Source organism: Methylopila capsulata (genome assembly GCF_016907975.1).
Lineage (GTDB): Bacteria > Pseudomonadota > Alphaproteobacteria > Rhizobiales > Methylopilaceae > Methylopila > Methylopila capsulata.
The window spans coordinates 135,369-158,068 of the sequence record NZ_JAFBCY010000001.1; the positions used below are offsets into that span (position 1 = coordinate 135,369).

The 22,700-nt window shown below is 70.4% G+C and carries 21 protein-coding genes and 1 pseudogene; 10 read left to right on the forward strand and 12 right to left on the reverse strand.

From position 1 onward, the window contains the following. Window positions 1-19 precede the first annotated feature (19 nt). The 7 genes from lpxA to JOD31_RS00665 all read left to right on the forward strand — a co-directional run bounded on the left by lpxA (window position 20) and on the right by JOD31_RS00665 (window position 7,445). Window positions 20-826 carry an acyl-ACP--UDP-N-acetylglucosamine O-acyltransferase gene (gene lpxA / locus JOD31_RS00635; RefSeq protein ID WP_204948396.1) on the forward strand — a complete coding sequence of 269 codons (807 nt, stop codon included), beginning with the start codon at window positions 20-22 and terminating at the stop codon, window positions 824-826. Further along, complete coding sequence (locus tag JOD31_RS00640; protein ID WP_204948397.1) at window positions 823-1,665, forward strand: LpxI family protein; 843 nt, start codon at window positions 823-825, stop codon at window positions 1,663-1,665. The genes lpxA and JOD31_RS00640 overlap by 4 nt, the downstream gene beginning before the upstream one ends. Beyond that, window positions 1,662-2,828: a lipid-A-disaccharide synthase gene (gene lpxB, locus JOD31_RS00645; RefSeq protein WP_204948398.1), complete on the forward strand. Its 1,167-nt coding sequence runs from the start codon at window positions 1,662-1,664 to the stop codon at window positions 2,826-2,828. Before JOD31_RS00640 ends, lpxB begins: the two co-directional genes overlap by 4 nt. 11 nt (window positions 2,829-2,839) lie before the next feature. Next, window positions 2,840-4,117: an amidase gene (locus tag JOD31_RS00650; RefSeq protein ID WP_204948399.1), complete on the forward strand. Its 1,278-nt coding sequence runs from the start codon at window positions 2,840-2,842 to the stop codon at window positions 4,115-4,117. Window positions 4,118-4,213: 96 nt separating this feature from the next. Further along, window positions 4,214-5,845: a dihydroxyacetone kinase subunit DhaK gene (locus JOD31_RS00655; protein ID WP_204948400.1), complete on the forward strand. Its 1,632-nt coding sequence runs from the start codon at window positions 4,214-4,216 to the stop codon at window positions 5,843-5,845. Between the two features lie 65 nt (window positions 5,846-5,910). After that, a complete protein-coding gene (locus tag JOD31_RS00660; protein WP_204948401.1) occupies window positions 5,911-6,369 on the forward strand; it encodes a RidA family protein in 459 nt (152 codons plus the stop codon). Further along, complete coding sequence (locus JOD31_RS00665; RefSeq protein WP_204948402.1) at window positions 6,366-7,445, forward strand: alanine racemase; 1,080 nt, start codon at window positions 6,366-6,368, stop codon at window positions 7,443-7,445. The genes JOD31_RS00660 and JOD31_RS00665 overlap by 4 nt, the downstream gene beginning before the upstream one ends. A 91-nt stretch (window positions 7,446-7,536) precedes the next feature. Here JOD31_RS00665 and gltA read toward each other — a convergent pair whose 3' ends face one another. Next, window positions 7,537-8,829, reverse strand: a complete 1,293-nt coding sequence (gene gltA, locus JOD31_RS00670; RefSeq protein WP_204948403.1) for a citrate synthase — start codon at window positions 8,827-8,829, stop codon at window positions 7,537-7,539. A gap of 179 nt (window positions 8,830-9,008) precedes the next feature. Further along, window positions 9,009-10,439: a glutamate--tRNA ligase gene (gene gltX / locus JOD31_RS00675; RefSeq protein WP_204948404.1), complete on the reverse strand. Its 1,431-nt coding sequence runs from the start codon at window positions 10,437-10,439 to the stop codon at window positions 9,009-9,011. A gap of 79 nt (window positions 10,440-10,518) precedes the next feature. Between gltX and JOD31_RS00680 the strand changes: the two genes are divergently transcribed. Continuing rightward, entirely contained in the window at window positions 10,519-12,870 is a 2,352-nt protein-coding gene (locus JOD31_RS00680; RefSeq protein ID WP_246482290.1) for a ComEC/Rec2 family competence protein, read from the forward strand. Here the strand turns inward: JOD31_RS00680 and lexA are convergent. From lexA to JOD31_RS00695, 3 genes and pseudogenes are all read right to left on the reverse strand, one after another. Then, complete coding sequence (gene lexA / locus JOD31_RS00685) at window positions 12,864-13,565, reverse strand: transcriptional repressor LexA (protein ID WP_204948405.1); 702 nt, start codon at window positions 13,563-13,565, stop codon at window positions 12,864-12,866. The genes JOD31_RS00680 and lexA overlap by 7 nt on opposite strands. 515 nt (window positions 13,566-14,080) lie before the next feature. Beyond that, window positions 14,081-14,545: a group III truncated hemoglobin gene (locus JOD31_RS00690; protein WP_204948406.1), complete on the reverse strand. Its 465-nt coding sequence runs from the start codon at window positions 14,543-14,545 to the stop codon at window positions 14,081-14,083. A gap of 109 nt (window positions 14,546-14,654) precedes the next feature. Continuing rightward, a pseudogene (locus JOD31_RS00695) lies at window positions 14,655-15,014 on the reverse strand (efflux RND transporter permease subunit); the annotation flags it as partial. On the opposite strand from JOD31_RS00695, the gene JOD31_RS00700 reads away from it, so the two are divergent. Next, a complete protein-coding gene (locus JOD31_RS00700; protein ID WP_204948407.1) occupies window positions 15,013-15,468 on the forward strand; it encodes an alpha/beta hydrolase in 456 nt (151 codons plus the stop codon). The pseudogene JOD31_RS00695 and the gene JOD31_RS00700 overlap by 2 nt on opposite strands. Before the next feature lie 27 nt (window positions 15,469-15,495). Here the strand turns inward: JOD31_RS00700 and JOD31_RS00705 are convergent, their stop codons facing one another. Beyond that, window positions 15,496-16,119: a Crp/Fnr family transcriptional regulator gene (locus JOD31_RS00705; protein WP_204948408.1), complete on the reverse strand. Its 624-nt coding sequence runs from the start codon at window positions 16,117-16,119 to the stop codon at window positions 15,496-15,498. A gap of 254 nt (window positions 16,120-16,373) precedes the next feature. Between JOD31_RS00705 and JOD31_RS00710 the strand changes: the two genes are divergently transcribed. Beyond that, a complete protein-coding gene (locus JOD31_RS00710) occupies window positions 16,374-16,610 on the forward strand; it encodes a hypothetical protein (protein ID WP_204948409.1) in 237 nt (78 codons plus the stop codon). A 3-nt stretch (window positions 16,611-16,613) separates the two neighbouring features. On the opposite strand, the gene JOD31_RS00715 is transcribed toward JOD31_RS00710, so the two are convergent. The 6 genes from JOD31_RS00715 to JOD31_RS00740 are packed head-to-tail and all read right to left on the reverse strand — an operon-like array spanning window position 16,614 to window position 22,623. Further along, window positions 16,614-17,660 carry a type 1 periplasmic-binding domain-containing protein gene (locus tag JOD31_RS00715; RefSeq protein ID WP_204948410.1) on the reverse strand — a complete coding sequence of 349 codons (1,047 nt, stop codon included), beginning with the start codon at window positions 17,658-17,660 and terminating at the stop codon, window positions 16,614-16,616. A gap of 38 nt (window positions 17,661-17,698) precedes the next feature. Continuing rightward, window positions 17,699-18,898 (reverse strand): DegT/DnrJ/EryC1/StrS family aminotransferase, encoded by a 1,200-nt coding sequence (locus tag JOD31_RS00720; protein ID WP_204948411.1) that lies wholly within the window; start codon window positions 18,896-18,898, stop codon window positions 17,699-17,701. Next, the gene (locus JOD31_RS00725) at window positions 18,895-19,899 is read right to left on the reverse strand and encodes an NAD-dependent epimerase/dehydratase family protein (protein ID WP_204948412.1); all 1,005 of its coding nucleotides are present in this window, start codon (window positions 19,897-19,899) and stop codon (window positions 18,895-18,897) included. The genes JOD31_RS00720 and JOD31_RS00725 overlap by 4 nt, the downstream gene beginning before the upstream one ends. 44 nt (window positions 19,900-19,943) lie before the next feature. Beyond that, the gene (locus JOD31_RS00730) at window positions 19,944-21,062 is read right to left on the reverse strand and encodes a DegT/DnrJ/EryC1/StrS family aminotransferase (RefSeq protein ID WP_204948413.1); all 1,119 of its coding nucleotides are present in this window, start codon (window positions 21,060-21,062) and stop codon (window positions 19,944-19,946) included. Then, complete coding sequence (locus JOD31_RS00735; RefSeq protein ID WP_204948414.1) at window positions 21,062-22,087, reverse strand: Gfo/Idh/MocA family protein; 1,026 nt, start codon at window positions 22,085-22,087, stop codon at window positions 21,062-21,064. The genes JOD31_RS00730 and JOD31_RS00735 overlap by 1 nt, the downstream gene beginning before the upstream one ends. Next, complete coding sequence (locus tag JOD31_RS00740; protein ID WP_204948415.1) at window positions 22,084-22,623, reverse strand: acyltransferase; 540 nt, start codon at window positions 22,621-22,623, stop codon at window positions 22,084-22,086. The genes JOD31_RS00735 and JOD31_RS00740 overlap by 4 nt, the downstream gene beginning before the upstream one ends. Between the last annotated feature and the right edge of the window lie 77 nt (window positions 22,624-22,700).

Consider the following 22,700-nt stretch of genomic DNA (forward strand, 5'->3'; position numbering starts at 1 on the left):
CTCCCCGCAAGGAGACCTGATGCCCGACATTCACCCGACCGCCTTCGTCGCCGAGGGCGCGCGCCTGGCGGACGACGTCGTCGTCGGAGCGTTCTGCGCGATCGGCCCCCATGTGGAGATCGGCGCGGGCTCCGTGCTCCGCTCCCACGTCGCGGTCGACGGCCGCACCACGATCGGGGAGGGAGCGCAGATCTTCCCCTTCGCCTCGATTGGCCACCAGCCGCAGGACCTGAAGTACCGCGGCGAGCCCAGCCGGCTGGTCATCGGCCGCAACGCGCTGATCCGCGAGAATGTCACGATCAACCCGGGCACCGAAGGCGGCGCCATGGTGACGGAGATCGGCGATGACTGCGCGCTGCTCGCAGGCGCCCACGTGGCGCACGACTGCCGCATCGGGAACAACGTCATCCTCGTGAACAACGTCATGGTGGCCGGCCACGTTACGATCGGCGATTTCGCGATCCTCGGCGGCGGGTCGGCGGCGCACCAGTACGTGCGGATCGGCGCGCACGCCTTCCTCGGCGGTCTTGCGGGCCTCGAGAACGACCTGATCCCGTTCGGCATGGCGATCGGCAACCGCGCCCACCTCGCGGGCCTCAACCTCGTCGGCCTCAAGCGCCGCGGGTTCGAACGCGACGGCATCCACGCGCTGCGCCGCGCCTTCAAGGAGCTGTTCGCGGAGGCCGGCGTGCTGAAGGCGCGCGCGGCGGAGGTCGCCGCGGCCCATCCGGACGACGAACTGGTGCAGGAGGTCACGGCCTTCATCACGGCGGGCGGAGACCGCGCGATCTGCACGCCGCGATCGGGCGAGGCGCGCGCGGCGTGAGCGCCGTCGGGCTGATCTGCGGCTCGGGAACCCTGCCGATCGAGGCCGCGGAGCTCATCCAGCGCGCGGGCCGTCCGGTCTTCCTCGCGGCGCTGAAGGGCTCGGCGACGGCGGAGGTCGAGCGCTTCCCGCACGTCTGGATCCGCATGGGCGAGATCGGCAAGCTGTTCCGGTCGCTTGAAGGCGCGAACGTGCGCGAGGTGTCGCTCGTGGGCGCGGTCCAGCGCCCGGCGCTGAAGGACCTCAGGATCGACATGGGCGGGCTCGGCAGCCTGCCGGAGATCACCCGCCTCCTCGCCGGGGGGGACGACCATCTGCTGCGCGGCGTCATCAAGTTCGTGGAGGACCGAGGGTTCGTCGTGCGCGGCATCCACGAGGTCGCACCGGAGCTGACCGCGCCGCTCGGGCTCGTCGGCCGGCGCCAGCCGAGCGCCGCGGACGTCGCGGACATCGCGCTTGCGGTCGGCGCGCTGCGGGCGCTCGGCCCCTTCGACGTCGGCCAGGGGGTCGTCGCCATCGGCCGGCGCGTCGTCGCCGTAGAGGCCGCGGAGGGCACCGACAGCATGCTCGGCCGCGTGACGCGGCTGAGCAAAGGCGGCAAGCTCCGGCGCGACGGACGCGGCGGGGTTCTGGTGAAGACGCCGAAGCGCAGCCAGGACCTGCGGGTGGACCTGCCGGCGATCGGCGTACGGACGCTGGAGCTCGCGGCCGAGGCGCAGCTCGCGGGCGTCGCCGTCGCGGCCGGACAGGTGCTGCTCGCGGGCCGCGGCGAACTCGCGGCCAAGGCGGACCAGCTCGGCCTGTTCCTGGCGGGCGTGCCTGTGGCCGAGGCGGCGTGACGCCGCGTCGGATCGCCATCGTCGCGGGCGAAGCCTCGGGCGACGCGCTCGGCGCCAAGCTCGCTGCGGCGCTCAGAAGCCGCATCCCCGATCTGGAACTCTACGGCGTTGCAGGCCCCCGCATGCAGGCGGAAGGCGTCGCCACGCTGTTTCCCATGGACGACGTTGCGGTGATGGGCATCGGGCCCGTCGTCGCGCGGCTGCCGACGCTGCTCAGACGGATCTCCGAAACGGCGCAGGCGATCATTGACTGCCCGCCCGACATCCTCGTCATCGTCGACAGCCCGGACTTCACCCACCGCGTGGCGCGCAAGGCGAGGGCGGCGTTGCCCGATCTGACCATCGTCGACTACGTCTCGCCAAGCGTCTGGGCCTGGCGGCCGGGGCGCGCGGCAAAGATGCGGGCCTATGTCGACCACGTGCTCGCGCTGCTGCCGTTCGAACCTGCGGCGCACGCGCGGCTTGGCGGCCCTGCCTGCACCTATGTCGGCCACCCGCTGATCGAACGCCTCGACGCGCTCCGGCCGGCTCCCGGCGAACGCGCGTCGCTCGGGGACGGGCGGCTGCGTCTGCTGGCGCTGCCCGGCAGTCGGGCCGGCGTCGTTCATCGGCATATGCCCCTCTTCGGCGCGACGCTCGCCCGGCTGGGCGACCGCCCGATCGAGGTGACGCTGCCCACCACGCCGCGGCTGGCGGGAGAGATCGCGAGCCTCGCCGCGTCGTGGCCCGTCGCCCCGCGGATCGTGACGGGCGAGACGGACAAGCTCGCGGCCTTCCGCGCCGCGCAGGCGGCGCTTGCGGCCTCCGGCACCGTAACGCTGGAACTCGCGCTCGCGGGTGTTCCGACCGCCGCGGCCTACAGACTGGAGTGGTTTGCGCCGCTGCTGGAGCCCTTCATCAAGATCGAGGCGCCCTTCATCCTGCTGCCGAACCTGATCCTCGGCGAGCGCGCGATCCCTGAGCTGGTCCATCGCGACGCCACGCCGGACAAGCTCGCGGCGGCGCTCGCGCCGCTGCTCGACGAAACGTCCGCCCGAGACGCGCAGATGCAGGCGCTTAGCCGGCTTGACGGTCTCATGCAACTGCCGGATGGATCCCCGTCCGAGCGCGCGGCGGAGGTGACGCTGCGCGCGTGGGCGGACAAGCGACCGACCCCGACCTGAAGGAGAGCGCCATGGCCGACGACGTCACCGCCCAATCGATCGCTGAGATCCAGGCCAAGCTTGCCGCTGGCGCGGAGGCGCAGGCGCTTGTGACGCCGCTGTGGGAGCGCGCGCGCGCGGTTGAGCCCAAGCTCCGCGCCTTCGCGCACCTCCCCGAGCAGGCGCCGGCCGCGCTCACCGAGGGCCCGCTTGCGGGCGTGACGGTCGGGGTCAAGGACCTGATCGACACCGCCGACATGCCGACGGACTACGGCTCCGCGATCTACGAGGGTCATCAACCGGCGGCCGACGCCGCGATCGTTGCGCAGCTCAGGGCGCTGGGCGCGACGGCGTTGGGGAAGACCGTAACCACGGAGTTCGCCTGGCGGCATCCCGGCGCGACGCGGAACCCCTGGGCGCTCGATCACACGCCGGGCGGCTCCTCCAGCGGATCTGCGGCGGCGGTCGCGGCGGGCATCGTCACGCTGGCGCTCGGCACGCAGACCTTCGGATCCGTGATCCGGCCGGCGGCGTTCTGCGGGGTGGTCGGCTTCAAGCCGAGCTTCGGCCAGCTTCCGCGCGACGGCGTCCATCCGCTGAGCCCCTCGCTCGACCATGTCGGCCTGTTCGCCCGCGCGCTCGAGGACGTGGCCACGGCCTTCGCGCTGCTGAAGCTCGACGCCGCCGCAGCCGTTGCGATCGCGCCCCGCGATCTCCGGATCGCGGCGCTCCGGCCGCCGTCCGACGTCGCGAGCGCGGAGCAGGTCGCGCTGTTCGACGACGCCTGCGCGCAGCTCCGCGCGGCGGGCGCCCATGTGGAGGCGATCGATCTCACGGACGCGCTGCCGCGTCTGCTGCATGTCGCGGACACCCTGATGGGGTTCGAGGCGGCGGGTGTGTTCGGAGAGCTTCGCGCACGCTTCCCCGACAAGATGAGCGCGTCCATGGCCGCCTACGTCGACGCCGGCAAGGAGATCTCCGAAATCGCCCACCAGGAGGCGGTTGGGGCGCAGCAGGGCTTCCGCATGGGTGTCGGCGAGCGTCTCGAAGGCTATGACGCGCTCCTCACCGTGCCGGCGACGGGTGAAGCGCCGCTCGGGCTCGGACACACCGGCGACCCGCAGTTTTGCGTGCCCTGGACGACGCTGGGCTTCCCCGCGCTCAGCCTTCCCGTGGGCATGTCGTCGGCGGGTCTCCCGCTCGGCCTCCAGCTCGTGGGGCGCTTCGGCGAGGACAGGGCGCTGCTCGCGGCGGCGCAGGCCTTTCTCGAGGCGTTTCCGTTGCATGTCGGACGGCCGGCCCTCGGCTGAGAGCGCGAGCCGCGATAAAGCGGCCTTGCGGCGTGGACGCCTGCGGGCGCGGGCCATACGGTCGCGGCGCAGAAGAGAAGCGAGGGAGCGCTCGACATGAAGAGCTTTCTGAACGCCCGCGATGCGGTCGTCACCGACGCGATCGACGGCTTCGTCGCCTCGTCCGGCGCGCGAGACCTTGGCCGGCTCGATGGCTTCCCCGACATCAAGGTGGTGCTTCGCACGGACTGGGACCGCAGCCGGGTGGCGCTGGTCTCGGGCGGGGGTTCCGGGCACGAGCCCGCCCACCTGGGCTTCGTCGGCGAGGGCCTGCTGACGGCGGCCGTCTGCGGCGAGGTCTTCGCCTCGCCGACCGTCGACGCGGTGCTCGCGGCGATCCTCGCGGTCACTGGCGAGCCGGGTTGCGTGCTCATCGTCAAGAACTACACCGGCGACCGGCTGAACTTCGGTCTGGCGGCGGAGAAGGCGAGGGCGCGCGGCCTGAAGGTCGAAGTGGTGATCGTCGGCGACGACATAGCGATCGAAGGTGCGCCGCAGCCGCGCGGGATCGCCGGCACGCTGCTGGTCCACAAGCTGGCCGGCGCGGCGGCGGCCGCAGGGCTGCCGCTGGCCGAGGTCGCCGCGCGGGCGAGGGACGCCGCCACGCACGTGCGGTCGCTCGGCCTCGCGCTCACCACCGGCGCGATGCCGGGCGCCGAGCGCGAGGAGCGCATCGCGGCGGACGCGGTTGAGCTCGGCCTCGGCATCCACGGCGAGCCGGGAAGCCGGACCATTCCGTTCGCCGCCGCCGACGTCCTCGTTGAACAGGTCGCCGGGCCGCTCGCCGCGACGCTCGGGCCGGACGACCGCATCGCATTGATGGTCAACTCGCTGGGCGGCACGCCTCCGCTCGACATGGCGATCGTCATGGGCGCGGTGATGAAGTCGCCCCTCGGCGCGCGCGCCGATTACGTCATCGGCCCCGCGCCACTGATGACCTCGCTCGACATGCGCGGCTTCTCGCTGACGGCGCTGATCCTCGACGAGACGCGCCGCGCGGGGCTGCTCGCGCCCTCCGCGAGCGCGGCGTGGGTCTCCGCGCGCGCCATCACGTCGCCGCGGCGCGTAGCGACGCCAGACCTCGACGACGGCGCGGCCGCCCCCGCGTCGGACGACCCGGCGGTGCGGCGCCTGCTGCTCGCGGCGACGCAGACGCTGCAGGCGATGGGCCCCGAGATCGACGCGCTCGACGCCAAGGTCGGCGACGGCGACGCCGGCTCCACCTTCGCGAAGTGCGCCGCCGCCGTGGAGACGCGGATCGACGCGCTGCCCTTGGCGGACGGAGCCGCGCTTCTCGGCGCGCTGGGCCATGTGCTCTCCCGCATCGGCGGAGGGAGCAGCGGCGTCCTGCTCGCGACCTTCTTCACCGCCGCCGGCGCCGCGTTCGGCGACGGCGGATGGCCGAAGGCGCTCGCCGCGGGGCTCGACCGCATGAAGAGCTATGGCGGCGCCAAGGTCGGCGACCGCACCATGATCGACGCGCTGGAGCCTGCGCTCGACGCGCTGTCGCGCGGATCCGCGCTTCCGGAGGCCGCCGCCGCGGCGCGACAGGGAGCCGAGGCGACGAAGACCATGACGAAGGCCAAGGCCGGCCGATCGTCCTATGTGCCCTCGAGCGCGCTTCACGGCGTGCCGGACCCCGGCGCCGAGGCGGTGGCGCGCGTGCTGGAACGTCTGGCGAACCTCTAGACTACTGGAACGCCGAGGACGGCGGCGACGAAACGGCTCGGCTTCGACCGGGCGATGGAGGCGATGTGAGCGCGGACGACAGACTTCGAGACCTCGGACTGACCCTGCCGGAGACCTACACGCCGGTCGCGACCTATGTGCCGGCGAAGCGCGTGGGCGACCTGTTGTTCCTGTCGGGGCAGGGACCGCGCCTCTCCGACGGGTCGCATCATGTCGGCAAGGTGGGCGCCGAGGTCACGGTCGCGGAGGCCTACGAGCACGCGAAGCTGGTCGGGCTTGGCCTGCTCGCCGCGATCAAGGCCGCGGTCGGCGACCTCGACAAGATCGAGATCGTGAAGCTGCTGGGCATGGTCAACGCGACGCCCGACTTCGCGGAGCAGCCGCAGGTGATCAACGGCTGTTCCGACCTGTTCGTCGCTGTGCTCGGGGAACGCGGCCGGCACGCCCGCTCGGCCGTCGGGATGGGGTCGCTGCCGAACGGCATGACGGTCGAGATCGAGGCGATCGTCCGGGTCCTGCCGTGACGACGGCTCTCGCGGCCAAGATCGCCCGGCAGTTCGGCACGCCATCGGTCGTCGTCGACCTCGACGTAGTGGAGGCGAACATCGCCCGCGTGCAGGCGCTGTGCGACGCCGCAGGCGTCGCGAACCGCCCCCACGTCAAGACGCACAAGTCGCCGGAACTCGCGAAGCTGCAGATAGCTGCCGGCGCAAAAGGGATCACCTGCCAGAAGCTGGGCGAGGCCGAAGTGATGGCCGACGCCGGGCTGGACGACATCCTGATCAGCTACAACCTGCTCGGCGAGCGCAACGTAGGGCGCCTCGGCGCGCTGCTCGCCCGCGTGCGGGTGACGGTCGCCGCCGACAGCCCCGTCACCGTGGACGGACTGGCGCCCGCGGCGGCGATCGCCGGCCGCCCGCTCGACGTGGTGGTGGAGTGCGACACGGGGCTGAGGCGCGCCGGCGTCGAGACGCCCGCGGAGGCTGTCGCGCTCGCGACGCGGATCGTCGCGACGCAAGGCCTGCGCTTCGCCGGCCTGCTGCTCTATCCCCCGCCGACCGCCTGGCCGGAGACGCAAGCCTTCTTCGACGCGGCGCGGGCGGGCCTCGCCGCTGCGGGGCTGAGCGCGCGAATCGTCTCCACCGGCGGATCGCCGAACCTCGCTCATCTCGGCGTGCTGAAGGGCGCGACCGAACATCGGCCGGGCACCTACATCTTCAACGACCGCATGCAGATGGCGGCCGGCGTCGCCGAACTCCGGGACTGCGCCGCAACCGTCTACGCCACGGTGGTGAGCCGGGCGGGGGCGGAACGCGGCATCCTCGACGCCGGCTCCAAGACGCTGACGAGCGACCCCGGCGGCCTCGACGGTCACGGGCTTGTTCTGGAGCACCCACAGGCCCGCATCGGCGCGCTGTCGGAGGAGCATGGCTTCCTCGATCTCGCCTCCTGCTCCGTGAAGCCTGCGGTCGGCGATGTCGTGCGGGTGGTTCCGAACCACGTCTGCGTGGTCGTGAACATGGTCGACCGGTTGGTCGCCGTGCGGGGCGACGCGATCGTCGGCGAGATCGAGGTCGCGGCGCGCGGCAAGATCGTCTGAGGCCAGCGCGGCCGGAAGGCGCGGGCGCTGAAACGCAAGACGCCCGGTCCTGGGACCGGGCGTCGGCGGGGCATTCGAAGGCCGGCGCCTCTCAGCGGCGCTGGGAGATGCCGGTGTAGTCGCGCTTCGGCGAGCCGGTGTAGAGCTGGCGCGGGCGGCCGATCTTCTGGCCGGGATCCTCCACCATCTCCTTCCACTGCGCGACCCAGCCGACGGTGCGCGCCACGGCGAACAGCACCGTGAACATGTCGGTCGGGAAGCCCATCGCCTTCAGCGTGATGCCCGAGTAGAAATCGATGTTCGGGTACAGCTTCTTCTCGACGAAGTAGTCGTCCTTGAGCGCGATCTGCTCGAGCTGGATCGCGACGTCGAGCAGCGGATCATCCTTGATGCCGAGTTCGCCGAGCACCTCATGGCAAGTCTTCTGCATGATCTTAGCGCGCGGATCGTAATTCTTGTAAACCCGGTGGCCGAAGCCCATGAGGCGGAAGGGGTCGTTCTTGTCCTTCGCCTTGTTGACGTACTTCTCGACGTTGTCGGGAGTGCCGATTTCGGACAGCATCTTCAACGCCGCCTCGTTCGCGCCGCCGTGGGCCGGGCCCCAGAGGCAGGCGATGCCCGCCGCGATGCACGCAAAAGGATTTGCGCCCGACGAGCCGGCGAGGCGGACCGTCGAGGTCGACGCGTTCTGCTCATGGTCCGCGTGCAGGATGAAGATGCGGTCCATCGCGCGCGCCAGGACCGGGTTTACCTTGTACTCCTCGCACGGCACCGCGAAGCACATGTTGAGGAAGTTCGCGGAGAAATCGAGCGAGTTCTGCGGGTACACGAACGGCTGGCCGATCGAGTACTTGTAGGCCATCGCCGCGAGCGTCGGAATCTTGGCGATCATGCGGATCGCCGCGATGTCGCGCTGGGCCGGATCGGTGATGTCGGTGGAGTCGTGGTAGAAGGCCGAGAGCGCGCCGACCACACCGCAGAGCACCGCCATCGGATGGGCGTCGCGGCGGAAGCCGGAATAGAAGCGCGACATCTGCTCGTGCACCATGGTGTGGCGCGTCACGAGCCGGTCGAACTCCGCCTTCTGGGCCGAAGTCGGAAGCTCGCCGTGGAGCAGCAGGTAGCTGGTCTCGAGGAAGTCGCCGTGCTCGGCGAGGTCGTCGATCGGATAGCCGCGGTAGAGCAGGACGCCTTCGTCGCCGTCGATGAAGGTGATCTTGGACTCGCAGCTCGCGGTGGAGGTGAAGCCCGGGTCGTAGGTGAACAGACCCGTGTTCTTGTAGAGGGTCTGGATGTCCATCACCGCGGGGCCGATCGACCCCTCGCGGATGGGCAGCTTCAGGTCGGTCCCGCCAACGTTCAGGGAGCCGGTGGTGTCGGTCATGCGCTGATGCCCCTTCGCTGAAAAGCCTTAAGGCGCCCTCGGGCGGGACCGCGCCCGGTCCTCCGCTGCGGGACGATCGGTGCGGCTGCGAGGAAGCTCCCGCTGGCGTATATCAACTTTTGTTGCAGCGCAAATTAGCGCCTGACACCTTTCTGACCAGCCCCGGACACGCTCACGACTTAGGCGCCGGAGGCCTGATCGGCAATGCGCGCGAGGCTTTCCTCCTTGCCGAGCGCGACCAGCACGTCGAAGATTCCGGGCGAGGTCTTGCGGCCGGTGAGCGCCGCGCGCAGCGGCTGCGCGAGCGCGCCGAGCTTCACGCCGACCTCCTCGGCGAGCGTGCGGACGATCTCCTCTGCGCCGGCCGCAGACCACGGCTCCAGCGCCGTCAGACGACCGTGCAGGGAGGCAAGCAGCGCGCGCGCATCGGGCGTCAACAGCGCCTCGGCCGCGGGTTCGACGGCGAGCGGACGAGCGTCGGTGAGGAAGCGCGCGCCGTCGAGCAGTTCCACCAGCGTCTTCGCGCGCTCCTTCAGGCCGGGGAGGGCGCCTTCGAAGGCGCTCCAGCGCCCGGTCGCGTCGAGCCGGGCCGCCGCCTCCGGGCCGCCCGGCAGATAGGGCAGGGACGCCTTGAACGCCGCCATCAGCTCGTTGTCGGGGGTGGCGCGCATGTAGTGGCCGTTGAGGTTCGACAGCTTCGCCATGTCGAACCGCGCGGCGGAACGGCCGACGTCGCCGATGTCGAACCACTCGATCGCCTGGGCCGTCGAGAAGATCTCGTCGTCGCCGTGGCTCCAGCCGAGCCGGGCGAGATAGTTGCGCAGCGCCTCCGGCAGGAAGCCCATCTCGCGGTAGGCCTCGGCGCCGAGCGCTCCGTGCCGCTTCGAGAGCTTCGCGCCGTCCGGGCCGTGGATCAGCGGGATGTGCGCCATCTTCGGCACGGGCCAGCCGAGCGCCGCGTAGATCTGGGTCTGGCGCGCGGCGTTCGTCAGGTGGTCGACGCCGCGGATGACGTGGGTCACGCCCATGTCGTGGTCGTCGACCACCACTGCGAGCATGTAGGTCGGCGTGCCGTCGGAGCGCAGCAGGACGAGGTCGTCGAGGTCCTTGTTGGGGATCACGACTCGGCCCTGGACCAGATCGTCGACGACGGTCTCGCCCTCGGTCGGCGCCTTCAGCCGGATCGCAGGCTGGCGATCGGCCGGCGCCTCGGAGGCCGGGCGGTCGCGCCAGCGGCCGTCGTAGCGCGGCGGGCGCCCTTCGGCCTGAGCGGTCGAGCGCATCTCCTCGAGCTCCTGGGCCGTGGCGTAGCAGCGGTAGGCGCGGCCGTCCGCCAGCATCTGCTCCACCGCCTCGCGATGGCGCGCTGCGCGGGCGAACTGGAACACCGGCTCGCCGTCCCAATCGAGTCCGAGCCAGGTCAGCCCGTCGAGGATCGCGGCGATCGCGGCCTCGGTCGATCGCGCCCGGTCGGTGTCTTCGATCCGGAGCAGCATCGTGCCGCCGAGGCTCTTCGCGAACAGCCAGTTGAACAGCGCGGTGCGCGCGCCGCCGATGTGCAGGAAGCCCGTGGGCGAGGGCGCGAAACGGGTGACGACGGTCTCGGACAAGGGCGGTCTCGAACGGTGCTGACGACGGGCCAATCCGGCGCTCACAAGGGCGCTAGGCGTGGCGGCCGGCCCGTGTAGCATGACGACCGCAGCTAGGGAAACGATCGCGGGCGGCATGGCGCGGGGGCCGGACCAGAGCAGACGGAGAGGCGCGCGGACGGCCGCGCTGCCGGGCTTCGGCGCGGCCTCCGGCGACCGGTTCGCGAACGCGCTCGCGAGTGCGCGCGACTGGACGCTCGACCGCCTGGTCGAAGAGGCCGACGCGGGGCGCTTCGCGCTGTGGGCGCCGATCGCCTTCGGCGCCGGGGTGGTCGTCTACTTCGCGGCGGCCCACGAGCCCGAACTCTGGGCCGCCGTCCTGCTCGCGGGCCTCGGCGTGGCGCTGGCGGTCGCGGCGCGCCGCCGCTTCGTGTCCCTCGGCCTCGCGCTCGCCTTCGCGTTCGGTGCGGCGGGCTTCCTCGCCGCCAAGCTCGCGACCGTCCGCGCCGAGGCGCCCGCTCTGACACGCGCGTTTCGGGCGGACGCCACTGGCCGGGTGACCGCGATCGAGCCGCGCGACCGCGGCCAGCGCCGGATCACCCTGGAGCTCGAACGGCTCGGGTCGCTCGGCCCGGACGAGCGGCCGCGGCGGGCGCGCGTGACGCTTGGGGCCGAGCCGGCCCTCGCCGCCGGAGATCGGATGACGCTGACGGCGTTCTGGCGGCCGCCGCAGGGACCGGTCCGGCCCGGCGGCTACGACTTCGCCCGGGCCGCCTTCTTCGAGGGCGTTGGCGCGACGGGGCAGCAGGCGAGGGATGTCCGCAATTTCGGACCGGCGACGGACGCAGGCGCGGCCGAGCGGCTGTCCGCGCGGCTCGAACGGCTGCGGGAGCGCCTGACCGCGCGGATCTCGGCCGCGGTCGGCGGCGACGAAGGGGCCGTCGCAGCGGCGCTCGTCACCGGCGTACGGGGGCCGATCAGCGCGACCGTCGAGGACGAGATGCGCGCCGCCGGCCTCAGCCACATCCTCTCGATCTCGGGGCTGCACATGGCGCTTGTCGCGGGCACCCTGTTCTGGCTGGTGCGCGCCACGCTCGCGCTGTCGCAACGGGCGGCGCTCGTCTGGCCGGTGAAGAGCGTCGCGGCGATCGCAGCGCTCGCGGGCGCCGCGTTCTACCTCGCGCTATCGGGCGCGGAGGTGGCGACGCAGCGGTCCTTCCTGATGGTCGCGATCGTGTTCGTGGCCGTCGTCGTCGGCCGCCCGGCCGTCACTCCGCGCAACCTCGCGCTCGCGGCGCTGGGCGTCATGGCGCTGACGCCGGAGGCCATCTTGGGGCCAAGCTTCCAGATGTCGTTCGCGGCGGTCGCGGCGCTCGTCGCATGGTTCGAGGCGCGGCCGCGCGACGAGCGGCCGCCGCCCGATGGCCGGACGGCGCGCGCGTTCCGATGGCTGCGGACCGCCGCCGCGCTCGCGCTCGTCACCACGCTGGTGGCGGGGCTCGCGACCGCGCCCTTCGCCGCCTACCACTTCCACCGAGTGACGCCCTACGCGCTCGCAGGCAACGCGCTGGCGACGCCGCTGATCAGCCTGATCGTCATGCCCTGCGTGGTCGGCGGCCTGCTGTTCGCGCCGCTCGGCCTCGACGGGCCCTGGTGGAGCCTGATGGGGTGGGGCCTCAGCGGCGTCCTGGCGATCGCCCGGGCGGTCGCCTCCTGGCCGGGCTCCGAGCGCGCGATCCCCGCCTTTGGGGCGCCGGCGCTCGGGCTGCTTTCGCTCGGGCTGGCCTGGCTCTGCGTGTGGCGCACCGCCCTGCGCTACGCCGCGGCGCCTGTGATCGCAGCCGGCCTCGCCCTGGCGGCGGCTCCCGCGCGGCCGGACGTGGTGATCGACCGCGACGGCCGCGCCGCGGCGATCCGAGGCGCCGACGGCCGGCTAGCGTTGCTGGGCGTTCGCGCGACCAACTTCGCCGCAAAGGTCTGGCTCGCGGCCGATGGGGACATCGCCGTTCGCGACGGCCAGCCCCCGGGGGCGGCGACGCCGCGCTGCGACGCCTATGGCTGCGTCGGCCGGCTTGGCGACGGGCGCGAGGTCGCCCTGGTCTGGGACGCCCGCGCTTTCGAGGAGGACTGCCGGCGGGCGGCGCTCGTCATCACCCGGCTCGAGGCTCCGCCAGCCTGCGCGGAGACCGCGGCGGTCGTCGACCGGGCCGCGATGCGCGCGACCGGCGCGCTGTCCTTCACGCGCGAGGGCGACGCTTTCGTTGCGACCGCCGCGCGCGATCCCGCGGGACAGAGGCCATGGGACGGCGCGGTGGCGACGGTCCGCCCGCCGCCCGACGTCCTGGCGCTGCGTTTCGAACCCCGCCGTCCGCCGCAGGCGAGCCTCGTCGCAAAGCCGGTCGACCCAACCGACCTCGCCGACGACGACTCGCCTTCGGACGACGATCAGTAGCGCCGGATCAGCCCCACGAGCCGCCCCTGGATCGCCACCCGGTCCGGGCCGAAGATGCGCGTCTCGTAGGCAGGATTCGCCGCTTCGAGGGCGATCGACGCGCCGCGCTTGCGCAGGCGTTTCAGCGTCGCCTCCTCGTCGTCGACCAGCGCCACCACGATGTCGCCGGTGTCGGCGACGGTCTGCTTGCGGATCAGGACGAGGTCGCCGTCGAGGATCCCGGCGTCGATCATCGAGTCGCCGCGCACTTCGAGCGCGAAATGCTCGCCGGCGGACAGCATGTCGGGGGAGACCGCGATGGTGTGGCTCTTCGCCTGGATCGCCTCGATCGGGACGCCGGCGGCGATCCGTCCCATGACCGGGATCGCGACCATGCGGTTGTCGTCGTCGTCCAACTGCGGCGGGCGCACCTTCCCGAGATTGCCCTCGATGACGTTGGGAGCGAACCGGCCCGTGGGCCGCGAGACGGGCGGCGCGGCCGCCTCCGGCAGCTTCACGACCTCCAGCGCCCGCGCCCGGTTCGGTAGCCGCCGGATGAACCCGCGCTCCTCGAGCGCCATGATCAGGCGGTGGATGCCGGACTTCGACTTGAGATCCAGCGCGTCCTTCATCTCGTCGAAGGAGGGCGGCACGCCGGTCTCCTTCAGCCGCTCATGGATGAAGCGGAGCAGTTCGTACTGTTTGCGCGTCAGCATGGGCGGGTCCGCCAAGAATCAAAACAAATCATGAACAGACATCTACCTGTTCTAGATGTGTTCCGCAACTCTTAACGTTCCGTTCCTGCAAGGCTCGGGGCGTCCCGAGCTGCGCTTGCGCTCGATCATGAAGCGCTCGTGTCTTTAACACGGCTGCGTTCTTCCGGGAGGCCGCTATGGGTCGGCGAAGGCGGCGATGCTCCCGCATGCGGGGGGCGCGACGGGCGCCTCCCAGTCGTCGTCGGGGACCTCGGTCTCTCGAGCAACGCGCGTCACTACCTCCGGCGCCTGTGGCGCATGAAAGCTCTCTACGCCGCGCGCCGGAAGGCCCTGCGCCGGTGGGTCGGAAGCGACGTTGTTCTCGGGATGGGAGGCCTCGCCGTGATGCTGGGCGTCGCGAACCTCCGGGAGACGGAGGTCCGGGCGGACTGGGATCGTCTCGCGCGCGCGATCGAAGCCGCGGCGCGCGCGGCCGCCGATCCGCCCCCCGCTCGACCTGAGCCGACGTCCTCACGTCATGGATAGGGTTCGCGCTCGAGCGGCTTGAGATGGAGAACGTCGTCCCCGTGATGCATCCGGACGTTGATGCGGAACGAGTTGCCGATGCGCTCGGATCTGTCGGCCCAGAACGCCGCGACGTCCGGCTGGCAGAGGTCCTCGACCGTCTTCCGGAACAGCGCGAGCCACCGTCTGAAGTGCTCGTCACCAAGGTCCGGCAGCATCAGGTGCTTGCGCAGCGGGCGACCGTCGTACCGACGGGTCCCGAGCAGCATCGAGCTCCAGAAGTCGACGATCGTGTCGAGGTGCGCCCGCCATCGTTCGTCCGGCACGGCCGCCCTGAAGATCGGTCCTATGATCTCGTCCTTCCGGGCCTGCGCATAGAAGCGGTCCACGACCCTGCGGATCAGACGCTCGTCAATTCCCTCGGTCACGGCGCGGGGCATGATCGCCTCAGCCGCGGGACGCGTCGGCACGTTCATCGAACCTCCTGCGGTCTCAAGCCCGTTGCCGTACGTAGGCATGACATGAATGGCTTGCGACGGCGGATCCGGCAACGTCCGCTCATGGCCGATCGATGCGGACGCGGAATTATGCTCGCACAACCGCCTTGGACGCCGCCGGGTCGCCTTCGTCGTGTGTCGGCGGCCTAAGGCCGAACCATCCCACGTAGAGTGCGGGGAGCAACAAGAGCGTCAGCACTGTGCCGACGATGATGCCGCCCATCATCGCGAAGGCCATCGGTCCCCAAAACACCTCGAATGCGATCGGAATGAGAGCGAGGCTGGCGGCGGCGGCGGCGGTGAGGAGGATGGGACGCATGCGATGCTCGGTCGCCTCGACGACCGCTGTCCGGCCGTCCACGCCCTCGCCCCGCAGCTCCTCGATCTGCATCACCAGGATGACGGAGTTGCGGATCAGGATGCCGATCAGGGCGAGGACCCCCAGGATGAGCTGGGCGACCACCGTGGCCGGCTGGACGCCGGGCCCGCGGCCCGTCCGCGGGTCCGGCTCCGGCCGGCCTGCGCACCTGGGCGGGGGCCTTCCGTCGCCGATCACCCTGTTGGTCGCGAAGGACGACAAGGCGCTGTCGCTGTCCCGGATGCTGGCGGGCGACCGGGAACGCGCCGGAGCGGCTGACGTCAACGATCCGCGCGTTCAGCAGGCCGTCGCCGTCGAACGCCTGCGCGTCATCAACATCTCGCAGCTGAAATCGGCGAACGGCTCCGACCACGACCGCTACACGTCGATCGCGGCCATGTTCCCCCGACTGCAGCCCCAGCTCGGCCGCCGATCGGGATCGGCGGCCGCAGACGTCGGAGCCTTCGTGCTCGACGGGGTGGCGGCGACGATCTCAAGCCCATTCCGGCTCGCGGGCAAGGCCCTCGACCGAAGCCGCCGGTAAGGACCGTAACTGCACGACCGCTGACCCTCAGGGCATACGGGGTGGAGGGGCGAGATAGGCGCCGTCGAAGCCCGCGAGCTCCCGCAAGGCTTTGATGTCGTGGATGACGAATTTTCCCGCGCGAAAGGTGGCGAGGTCCGCTTCGCGCAATTGCCGGAGCACGCGGTTTAGATGGATCGACGTCAGCCCGAGAGCGTCGGCCAGAAGATACTGGTTCAGCGGGAGGTCGAACCCGCCGTCGGTGTCGAAGCCGAGCAGCCGCAGCCGCTCCGCGCACTCGATGATGAAGTGCCCGGTGCGAACCAGAGCGCTGCGTCGTCCCAGATTGACCAGATGCTCCGTGAGGATCGCAACGTCGCGGGCGTGCGACCAATCCAGCGCCCGGGCGACCCGCGGGTGATTGGCTCGAACGCGGGCGAGAGCCGCCGCCGAGAGCGGCGACACCTCCGCCTCGCTGATGCTCTCGAGCGCGATCAGCGCCCGGCCGAGAGTGAGAAAACTGATGCCGACGATGTCGCCCGGCAGCGGAAACGCAAGCACCTGACGGCCGCCGTCGGGAAGAAGCTTGTAGATGCAGGTCCAGCCGGACTGCACCACGAAGACATCGTCGATCGTATCGTTCTCGCGAACGAGCTGTTGGTGAGCCCCCACACGCTTCCGGCGGGACCCAAGACTCCGTATCGCGGCCTGTTCGTCGACGCTCCAATTGGCCAGAGCGTCAAACTTGTGAATCAGCGGACCCTGAGGTCCAAACGAAAGCATGGCGTGTTCGATGCGCTGACGACGAAAATATTTCCTGATATCAATTCATATGTTAGCGCATTATCGTGCAAAGTCTATATTATGAGATATTCTCGTTGAATGTCGTTCCGAGGTGGGCCGGCTTGAAATAAGGCTATTCTATTGTGTCAGATGATAAGACGCCCGCGGGCGTCGCGGCGCTCGCTATATGCGAATCTTTGCTTATAGCGCTGTGTGAGAGCGGTATTGTTTCGGAAACTGAAAAATTCGCATTGATAGGGGACGCGATTTCCGCGCTGCGCATCGCGGGGACAACTTCGGACACTCCCGACATCTACGGCGCGGCGGAAATCATCCTCCAACGTATGTTGTCAAATGGCAACGGCGTCCGTCACGCCTGAGCGTCACACGGTCTCGGCGAGACCCGGGCGGTCTGCAGTCGTGCGGCGGAATGCGATCTCCGCCGCCTTCAGGCCGCCGGCCTGCAGGCGCACAACCGGGTCGGGGCCGATGGCGGACAGCAGGATCGACATATGCCCGAGCGCCGGAGCTTCGGTGGGCCATACGGTGAGGGCGCGCCGTGCGAGCGCCGCGCGGTCCATGTCCCCCCACAGGTGGACCACGATGGCATGCGGCGCGATCGCCGCGAGACGCGCGGCGTCCTGTGCGTCGATGCGGTCGGCCGTCTCCGACGGCTTCAGCGCGACGAGAACGGCGTCGTAGCCTCCGCCCCGCAGGCCTGAGGCTGATCGCGCTTCCGTCACCTGCGCGCCCTGGCCGATCAGCCCCGCGGCCACGTAGAGCGCGAAGTCGTTGTCGCAGAGGAGAGCGACCTTGCTGCCATACACCGGCACGCCGGCGTCGTGCATCAGGCGGACGGCCAGTGGGCCGAGGTAGCTGAACACGTCGACGTCGCTGTGCCGTTCGTTGACCCCGACGAGCGGGATGCCGCGCCGCCGACAGGCGGCAAGGTCGATGTCGGCCTCGCGGAACTCCCACGCCTCGAACATCAGCGCGATGACCGCCCGCGGGGGCAGGGCGTCGATCGTCGACGCCTGGATGGGGCGGAGATTGCCGCTGTTCGTCACGATGTCGATCTCGCCGAGGAGCACCTCCGGCAGGCGTTCGAGCACGGCGACGCGCTGCGAGACGCCCGCCAGCGCGGCCAGCCGCTCGCACCATCGGATCGCGTCGACGCGGGCGCCGTACCGATTGTCGCGCGCGACCGCATAGACGCGCCGTGCTCCCGCCATCGCCGCGATGATCGGCGTGACGCCGTAGACGCCGCTCGCCGCCTCGGTGAGCACCGTGAGCCCGCCGAGATCGAGGTCGAGGCGCGCGATACGTTCGCGCGCAAGCTGGATCAGGCGGCCCGGGGCGAAGCCGGGCCGCGGCGGCAGGTTCAGGGGCGTGATCAGCTCCGGAAAATCGGAACGGCCGTTGAGTGGCATCGCCGGCTCCTCCGCCGAAGCGTGGGTCGACGACGATGTCAAAAGGCCAGTCCCCGCTGGGTCGCCGGAGGGACGACGAAGGGCATCGCGATCGAGCGGCGCGTCTTTGCGATCGCGGCGTCGAGCGTCAGGGCCACCCGCCGCTGCATCCGCTCGGACATGCGCGGGAACAGCGGCAGCAGGATGCACTCCTCGCGGGCGCGCTCCGAGAAGAACAGCCGATGCGGCGTCGGCGCGTCCGCATAGGCCGCCTCTTGGTGGATGCACATGACGCCGCGCCGCGTCGCGACGCCGTCGACCAGCATCTGCGCCATCACCTCGTAGGCGGACACGTCCCGGGGAAGGCGCACGCAGTAGCTCTGCCAGTTGGACCGCGCCCAGGCCGGCTCCTCCGGGCACTCGACGGCGATGTCCCGCAACAGCACGCGGTAGCGGGCCGCGAGCGAGCGTCGGCTGGCGACGATGTCGTCCAGCCGGTTCAACTGCGCCCGGCCGATCGCGGCCTGGATGTCGGTCAAGCGGTAGTTGTAGCCGACGATCGGATAGCTCTCGACGATCGGCCGCGGGCTCGCATGGCGCACCGTGTCCGGCACGCTCATGCCGTGCTGTCGGAGCAGGCGGAGCCTGTGGTCCCATTCCGGGTTCGAGGTCGTGATCATGCCGCCGTCGCCGACGGTCAGGATCTTGCGGGGATGGAACGAGAAACAGGCGATGTCGCCGTGCGGCTTGCCGATCTCCTCCCAGCGGCCTTGGACTTCGATCCGCGAGCCGATCGCGCAGGCGGCGTCCTCGATCACCGGCACGCCCATCGCCCGCGCGATGGGAAGGATGCGCGCGAGATCGCATGGCATGCCGATCTGGTGGACGCACATGATCGCGCGCGTCCGCGAAGTGATCGCCTCGGCTATGGCCTCCGGGTCGATGTTGAACCCGCCGGGCTCCACGTCGACGAACACCGGCGTCGCGCCGCAGTGCCGGACGGCGTTGGCGCAGGCGATGTAGGTGTGGCTGGGCAGGATGACCTCGTCGCCGGGGCCGACGCCCACGACGATCAGCGCCAGTTGCAACGCCACGGTGCAGTTCGCCACCGCGCAGGCGTGGGCCGCGCCCACGCGCGCGGCGAACTCCGCCTCGAAGGCGGCGACCTCCGGACCCTGCGTGATCCAGCCGGAGCGGATGACGCGGGTGGCGGCGATGGTTTCGGCGCCTCCCAGCACCGGTCGCGTGATCGGGATCATTCCGCCGCTCCCTGCGCGCGCAGCGCGCCGTTCTCGGATCGCCACCAGGCGACGAGCCCCGAAAGGCCGTCGGCGAGCGGGGTCTGCGTCTCGAAGCCGATGAGGTCCCTGGCGCGCGACACTTCCGCCAGCCGGCGGGGGACGGGGTTAACGCCGCGCTCCGGTCCGTGGGTCGGCGTGAGGCCGGGCCGGCCCATGACCTCGGCAAGCCGGGTCGCAAGCTCCAGCAAAGAGGTTTCGGTCCCGCTGCCGATGTTGAGCGCGACGTCCGAGGCGTCGGCGACGGCGGCGAGGACGTTCGCGCGCGCGGCGTCATGGACATGCAGCATGTCCATCGTCTGCAGGCCGTCGCCGAAGATGATCGGGGGCTCGCCCGCCTCGATCCGCTCCATCCAGCGGATCAGCACCTCGGTGTAGCGGCCATGGATGTCCATGCCGGGGCCGTAGACGTTGAAGTAGCGCAGCGCGACGTAGTTCAGGCCGCCGGTGTCGGCGAACGCCCGCAGCATGCCCTCGGCGAACATCTTCGCCGCGCCGTAGAGCGTGCGGTTGTCGTAGCCGTGGTGGTCCTCCGCGGTCGGAAACGTGGTCGCATGGCCATAGACCGACGCCGAGGACGCCATGACGATCTTGCGGGCGCCCGCGGAGAGCGCGAGTTCGATCAGGTCGAAGGTGGCGTCCACCATCACCTGAAGCGCAGCCCGCGGTTCGACCGCGCATTGCGTGATCCGGAGCGCCGCCTGATGGAAGACGGTGTCCGCGCCCTCCATGACCTTGGCCATCAGCGCGCGGTCGCGGATGTCGCCCCGGACCAGGCTCACCCGCGGGTCGTCGAGCAGACCGGCGAGATTCGCCGGTCGCCCGCGGCACATGTTGTCGACGGCGACGATCTCACGTGCCCCGAGGCCGGCCAACAGGCGCACGATGTGAGAGCCGACGAAGCCTGCGCCGCCGGTGACGACGACCCGTTTGCCGTTGAGGACGCCATGAGGATCGAGCATTCGCGCATCTCCTTGAGGGTCGCGTTCGAGGCGTGGCGCGTCGGTCATTCGGCGGCCGCCCGGACGTCGCAGCACGCCTCCGCGACTGCCCGGCAGACGTGGTCGATCTGGGCGGCGCTGAGTTCGGGAAAGATCGGCAGCGACAGCGTCTCCCGGGCGAGAGCCTCGGCGTGCGGGAAGTCGCCTTCCCGCCGCCCAAGCGAGGCGTAGGCCGGCTGGAGGTGGACCGGCCGCGGGTAGTGGATGCCCGTGCCGACGCCGGCCTCCGCAAGCGCGCGCTGCACCCGCTCCCGCTCCGGGGTCCGGATGGCGTAGACGTGGTAGGCATGGTCCGCGCCGTCGCTCGGCGCGGGGAGGCCGATCCCCAGTCCCGCGAGACCGGCGTCGTAGCGGCGGGCCACCGCGCGGCGGGCCTCCGTCCAGGCCTCGAGCCGCCTGAGCTTCACGTCGAGCACGGCGCCCTGCACCGCGTGCATGCGATGGTTGAAGCCAGGCCGGACATGATTGTAGCGCCCCTCCTGGCCCCAGTCGCGGAGACACCGGACGGCGTCCGCGAGCTCTGGCCGGCGGGTGACGACCGCGCCGCCCTCGCCGCAGGCGCCAAGGTTCTTCCCCGGATAAAAGCTGAAGCATCCGATGTCGCCGAACGCCCCGGCCCGCACGCCGTCCCGCTCCGCGCCGTGGGCCTGCGCCGCGTCCTCGACGACGACGAGGCCATGGCGCTCCGCGATCGGGCGGATCGCGGCCATGTCCGCCAGCCGTCCATGCAGATGCACCGGCAGCACGGCCTTCGTCTTGGGCGTGATCGCAGCCTCGATTCCGGCGGGGTCGATCGTCCAGGTGACGGGATCGATGTCCACGAACACCGGAAGGGCGCCGGCGTAGAGCACGGCGGCGACGGTGGCGACGAAGGTCGCCGGGGTCGTGATCACCTCGTCGCCGGGTCCGATCCCCGCCGCCAGCAGCGCGAGATGCAGCGCGGAGGTTCCGGTGTCGACGGCGACGGCGTGCTCGACCCCGCAGAACGCGGCGAAGTTGGCCTCGAAGGCCTCGACCTCGGGCCCGAGGACGTAACGGCCGCTGCGGAGCACGCCGAGAGCGGCGGCCTCGATCTCCTCGGCGAGCGGGGCGTACTGCGCCGTCATGTCCATGAGCGGGATCATCAGGCGACCTTTCCAAGTTCGAGGTCGATCGGATGCCCGCGCTGGCGCATGGACAGCGTCGCGCTCTCCAGCATGCGCACGACGGCGAGGCCGCTCCGGCCGTCGGTGAGCGGCGTCGACCCGGTGAGGATGCAATCGCGGAAGTGGTCGAACTCGGTCCGGAGCGCCTCGCGGATCGGCACGTGCGGCGCCCACATGTCGCCGATGCGGTAGGAGACGCGGCGCTGGTAGGCGTCGTCCTGCTCGCCGTCCGAGGTCACGCCGCGGTCGTAGACCTTCACCTTCTCGCTCGGCTGCAGGTCGTCGTAGACGATCATCTTCTGGCTGCCGGTGATAAAGGTCTGACGCACCTTGACCGGCGCGAGCCAGTTGACGTTGAGGTGCGCCGTCATCGCGCCCTCGAAGAAGATGGTGACGTGGGCGAGGTTCTCGGGCGATCCGAGGATGTGGCCGGCGCCGCTGGCCGACACCGCGAGCGGCGTCAGTCCGAACAGACTGTCGAGGATGGCAAGGTCGTGGACGGCCAGATCCCAGATCACGTTCACGTCGGACTGGAACATGCCAAGGTTGATGCGCGTCGAGTCGTAGTAAAAGATCTCTCCAGCCTCACCGCTTTCGACGATGCTTTTGATCTTCTGCACCTCCGGCGTGTAGACGAAGGTGTGGTCGACCATCAGCGCGAGGCCGCGCCGCGCCGCCTCGTCGATGAGGATCTCCGCCTGCCGCGCCGTCTGGGTTATCGGCTTCTCGACGAGCACGTGCTTGCCTGCGCGCAGCGCCTCCAGGGCGATGTCGAAGTGCGTGTGGACGGGCGTCGCCACGACGACGGCGTCCACGTCCGCCCGCGCCACCAACGCGCGCCAATCGCTCGTGATCGCCGTCGAGGGATGCCGCTTCGCGGCGCGCGCCTCGGCGGCGGGGGAGGCGTCCGCGATGGCGGCGAGCCGACAGCCGTCGGTCTCCCCGACGACGCGAGCGAGGTTCGGACCCCAGTAGCCGTAGCCTACGACCCCGATGCCGATCACGACTGCGCGCTCCCGTTCACGGCCACAGCCTGGCGGTGGGAGCGCACGATTCTGGAGCGTTCGGCGCGGTCGCGGACGTCGCCGACGACCTGGGCGGGCACACCGGTCACGATGGCAAAGTCGGGCACATCCCGCGTCACCACCGCTCCGGCGCCCACAAGCGCGCCGAAGCCGATGGTCACGCCGGCCACGATGGTGGCGTTAGAGCCGATCGAGGCGCCGCGGCGCACGAGCGTGGTCGACAGCTCCCAGTCGCCGTCTTGCTGCATCGACCCGTCGCCGTTGGTGGCTTCCGGATACAGCCCGTTGGTGAACATCACCCCGTGGGCGATCATCACCTGATCTTCGATCGTCACGCCCTCGCAGATGAATGAGTGCGATGAAATCTTGCAGGACGATCCTATCTCGACGTTCTTTTGAATTTCGACGAAAGGACCAATACGAGTGCTAGAGCCTATGGTGCAGTCATAAATATTTACGAGATCGGGATGGTACACGACTGCGCCTTCTCCCATCGTTACATTTTTCAGGCACATGAAACGTCCCCGATAACGCGCTTGTGAAGTTGTCGGGGCAAGCTACGAGTGGGTTTCATCCAGGGATAGATCATGAA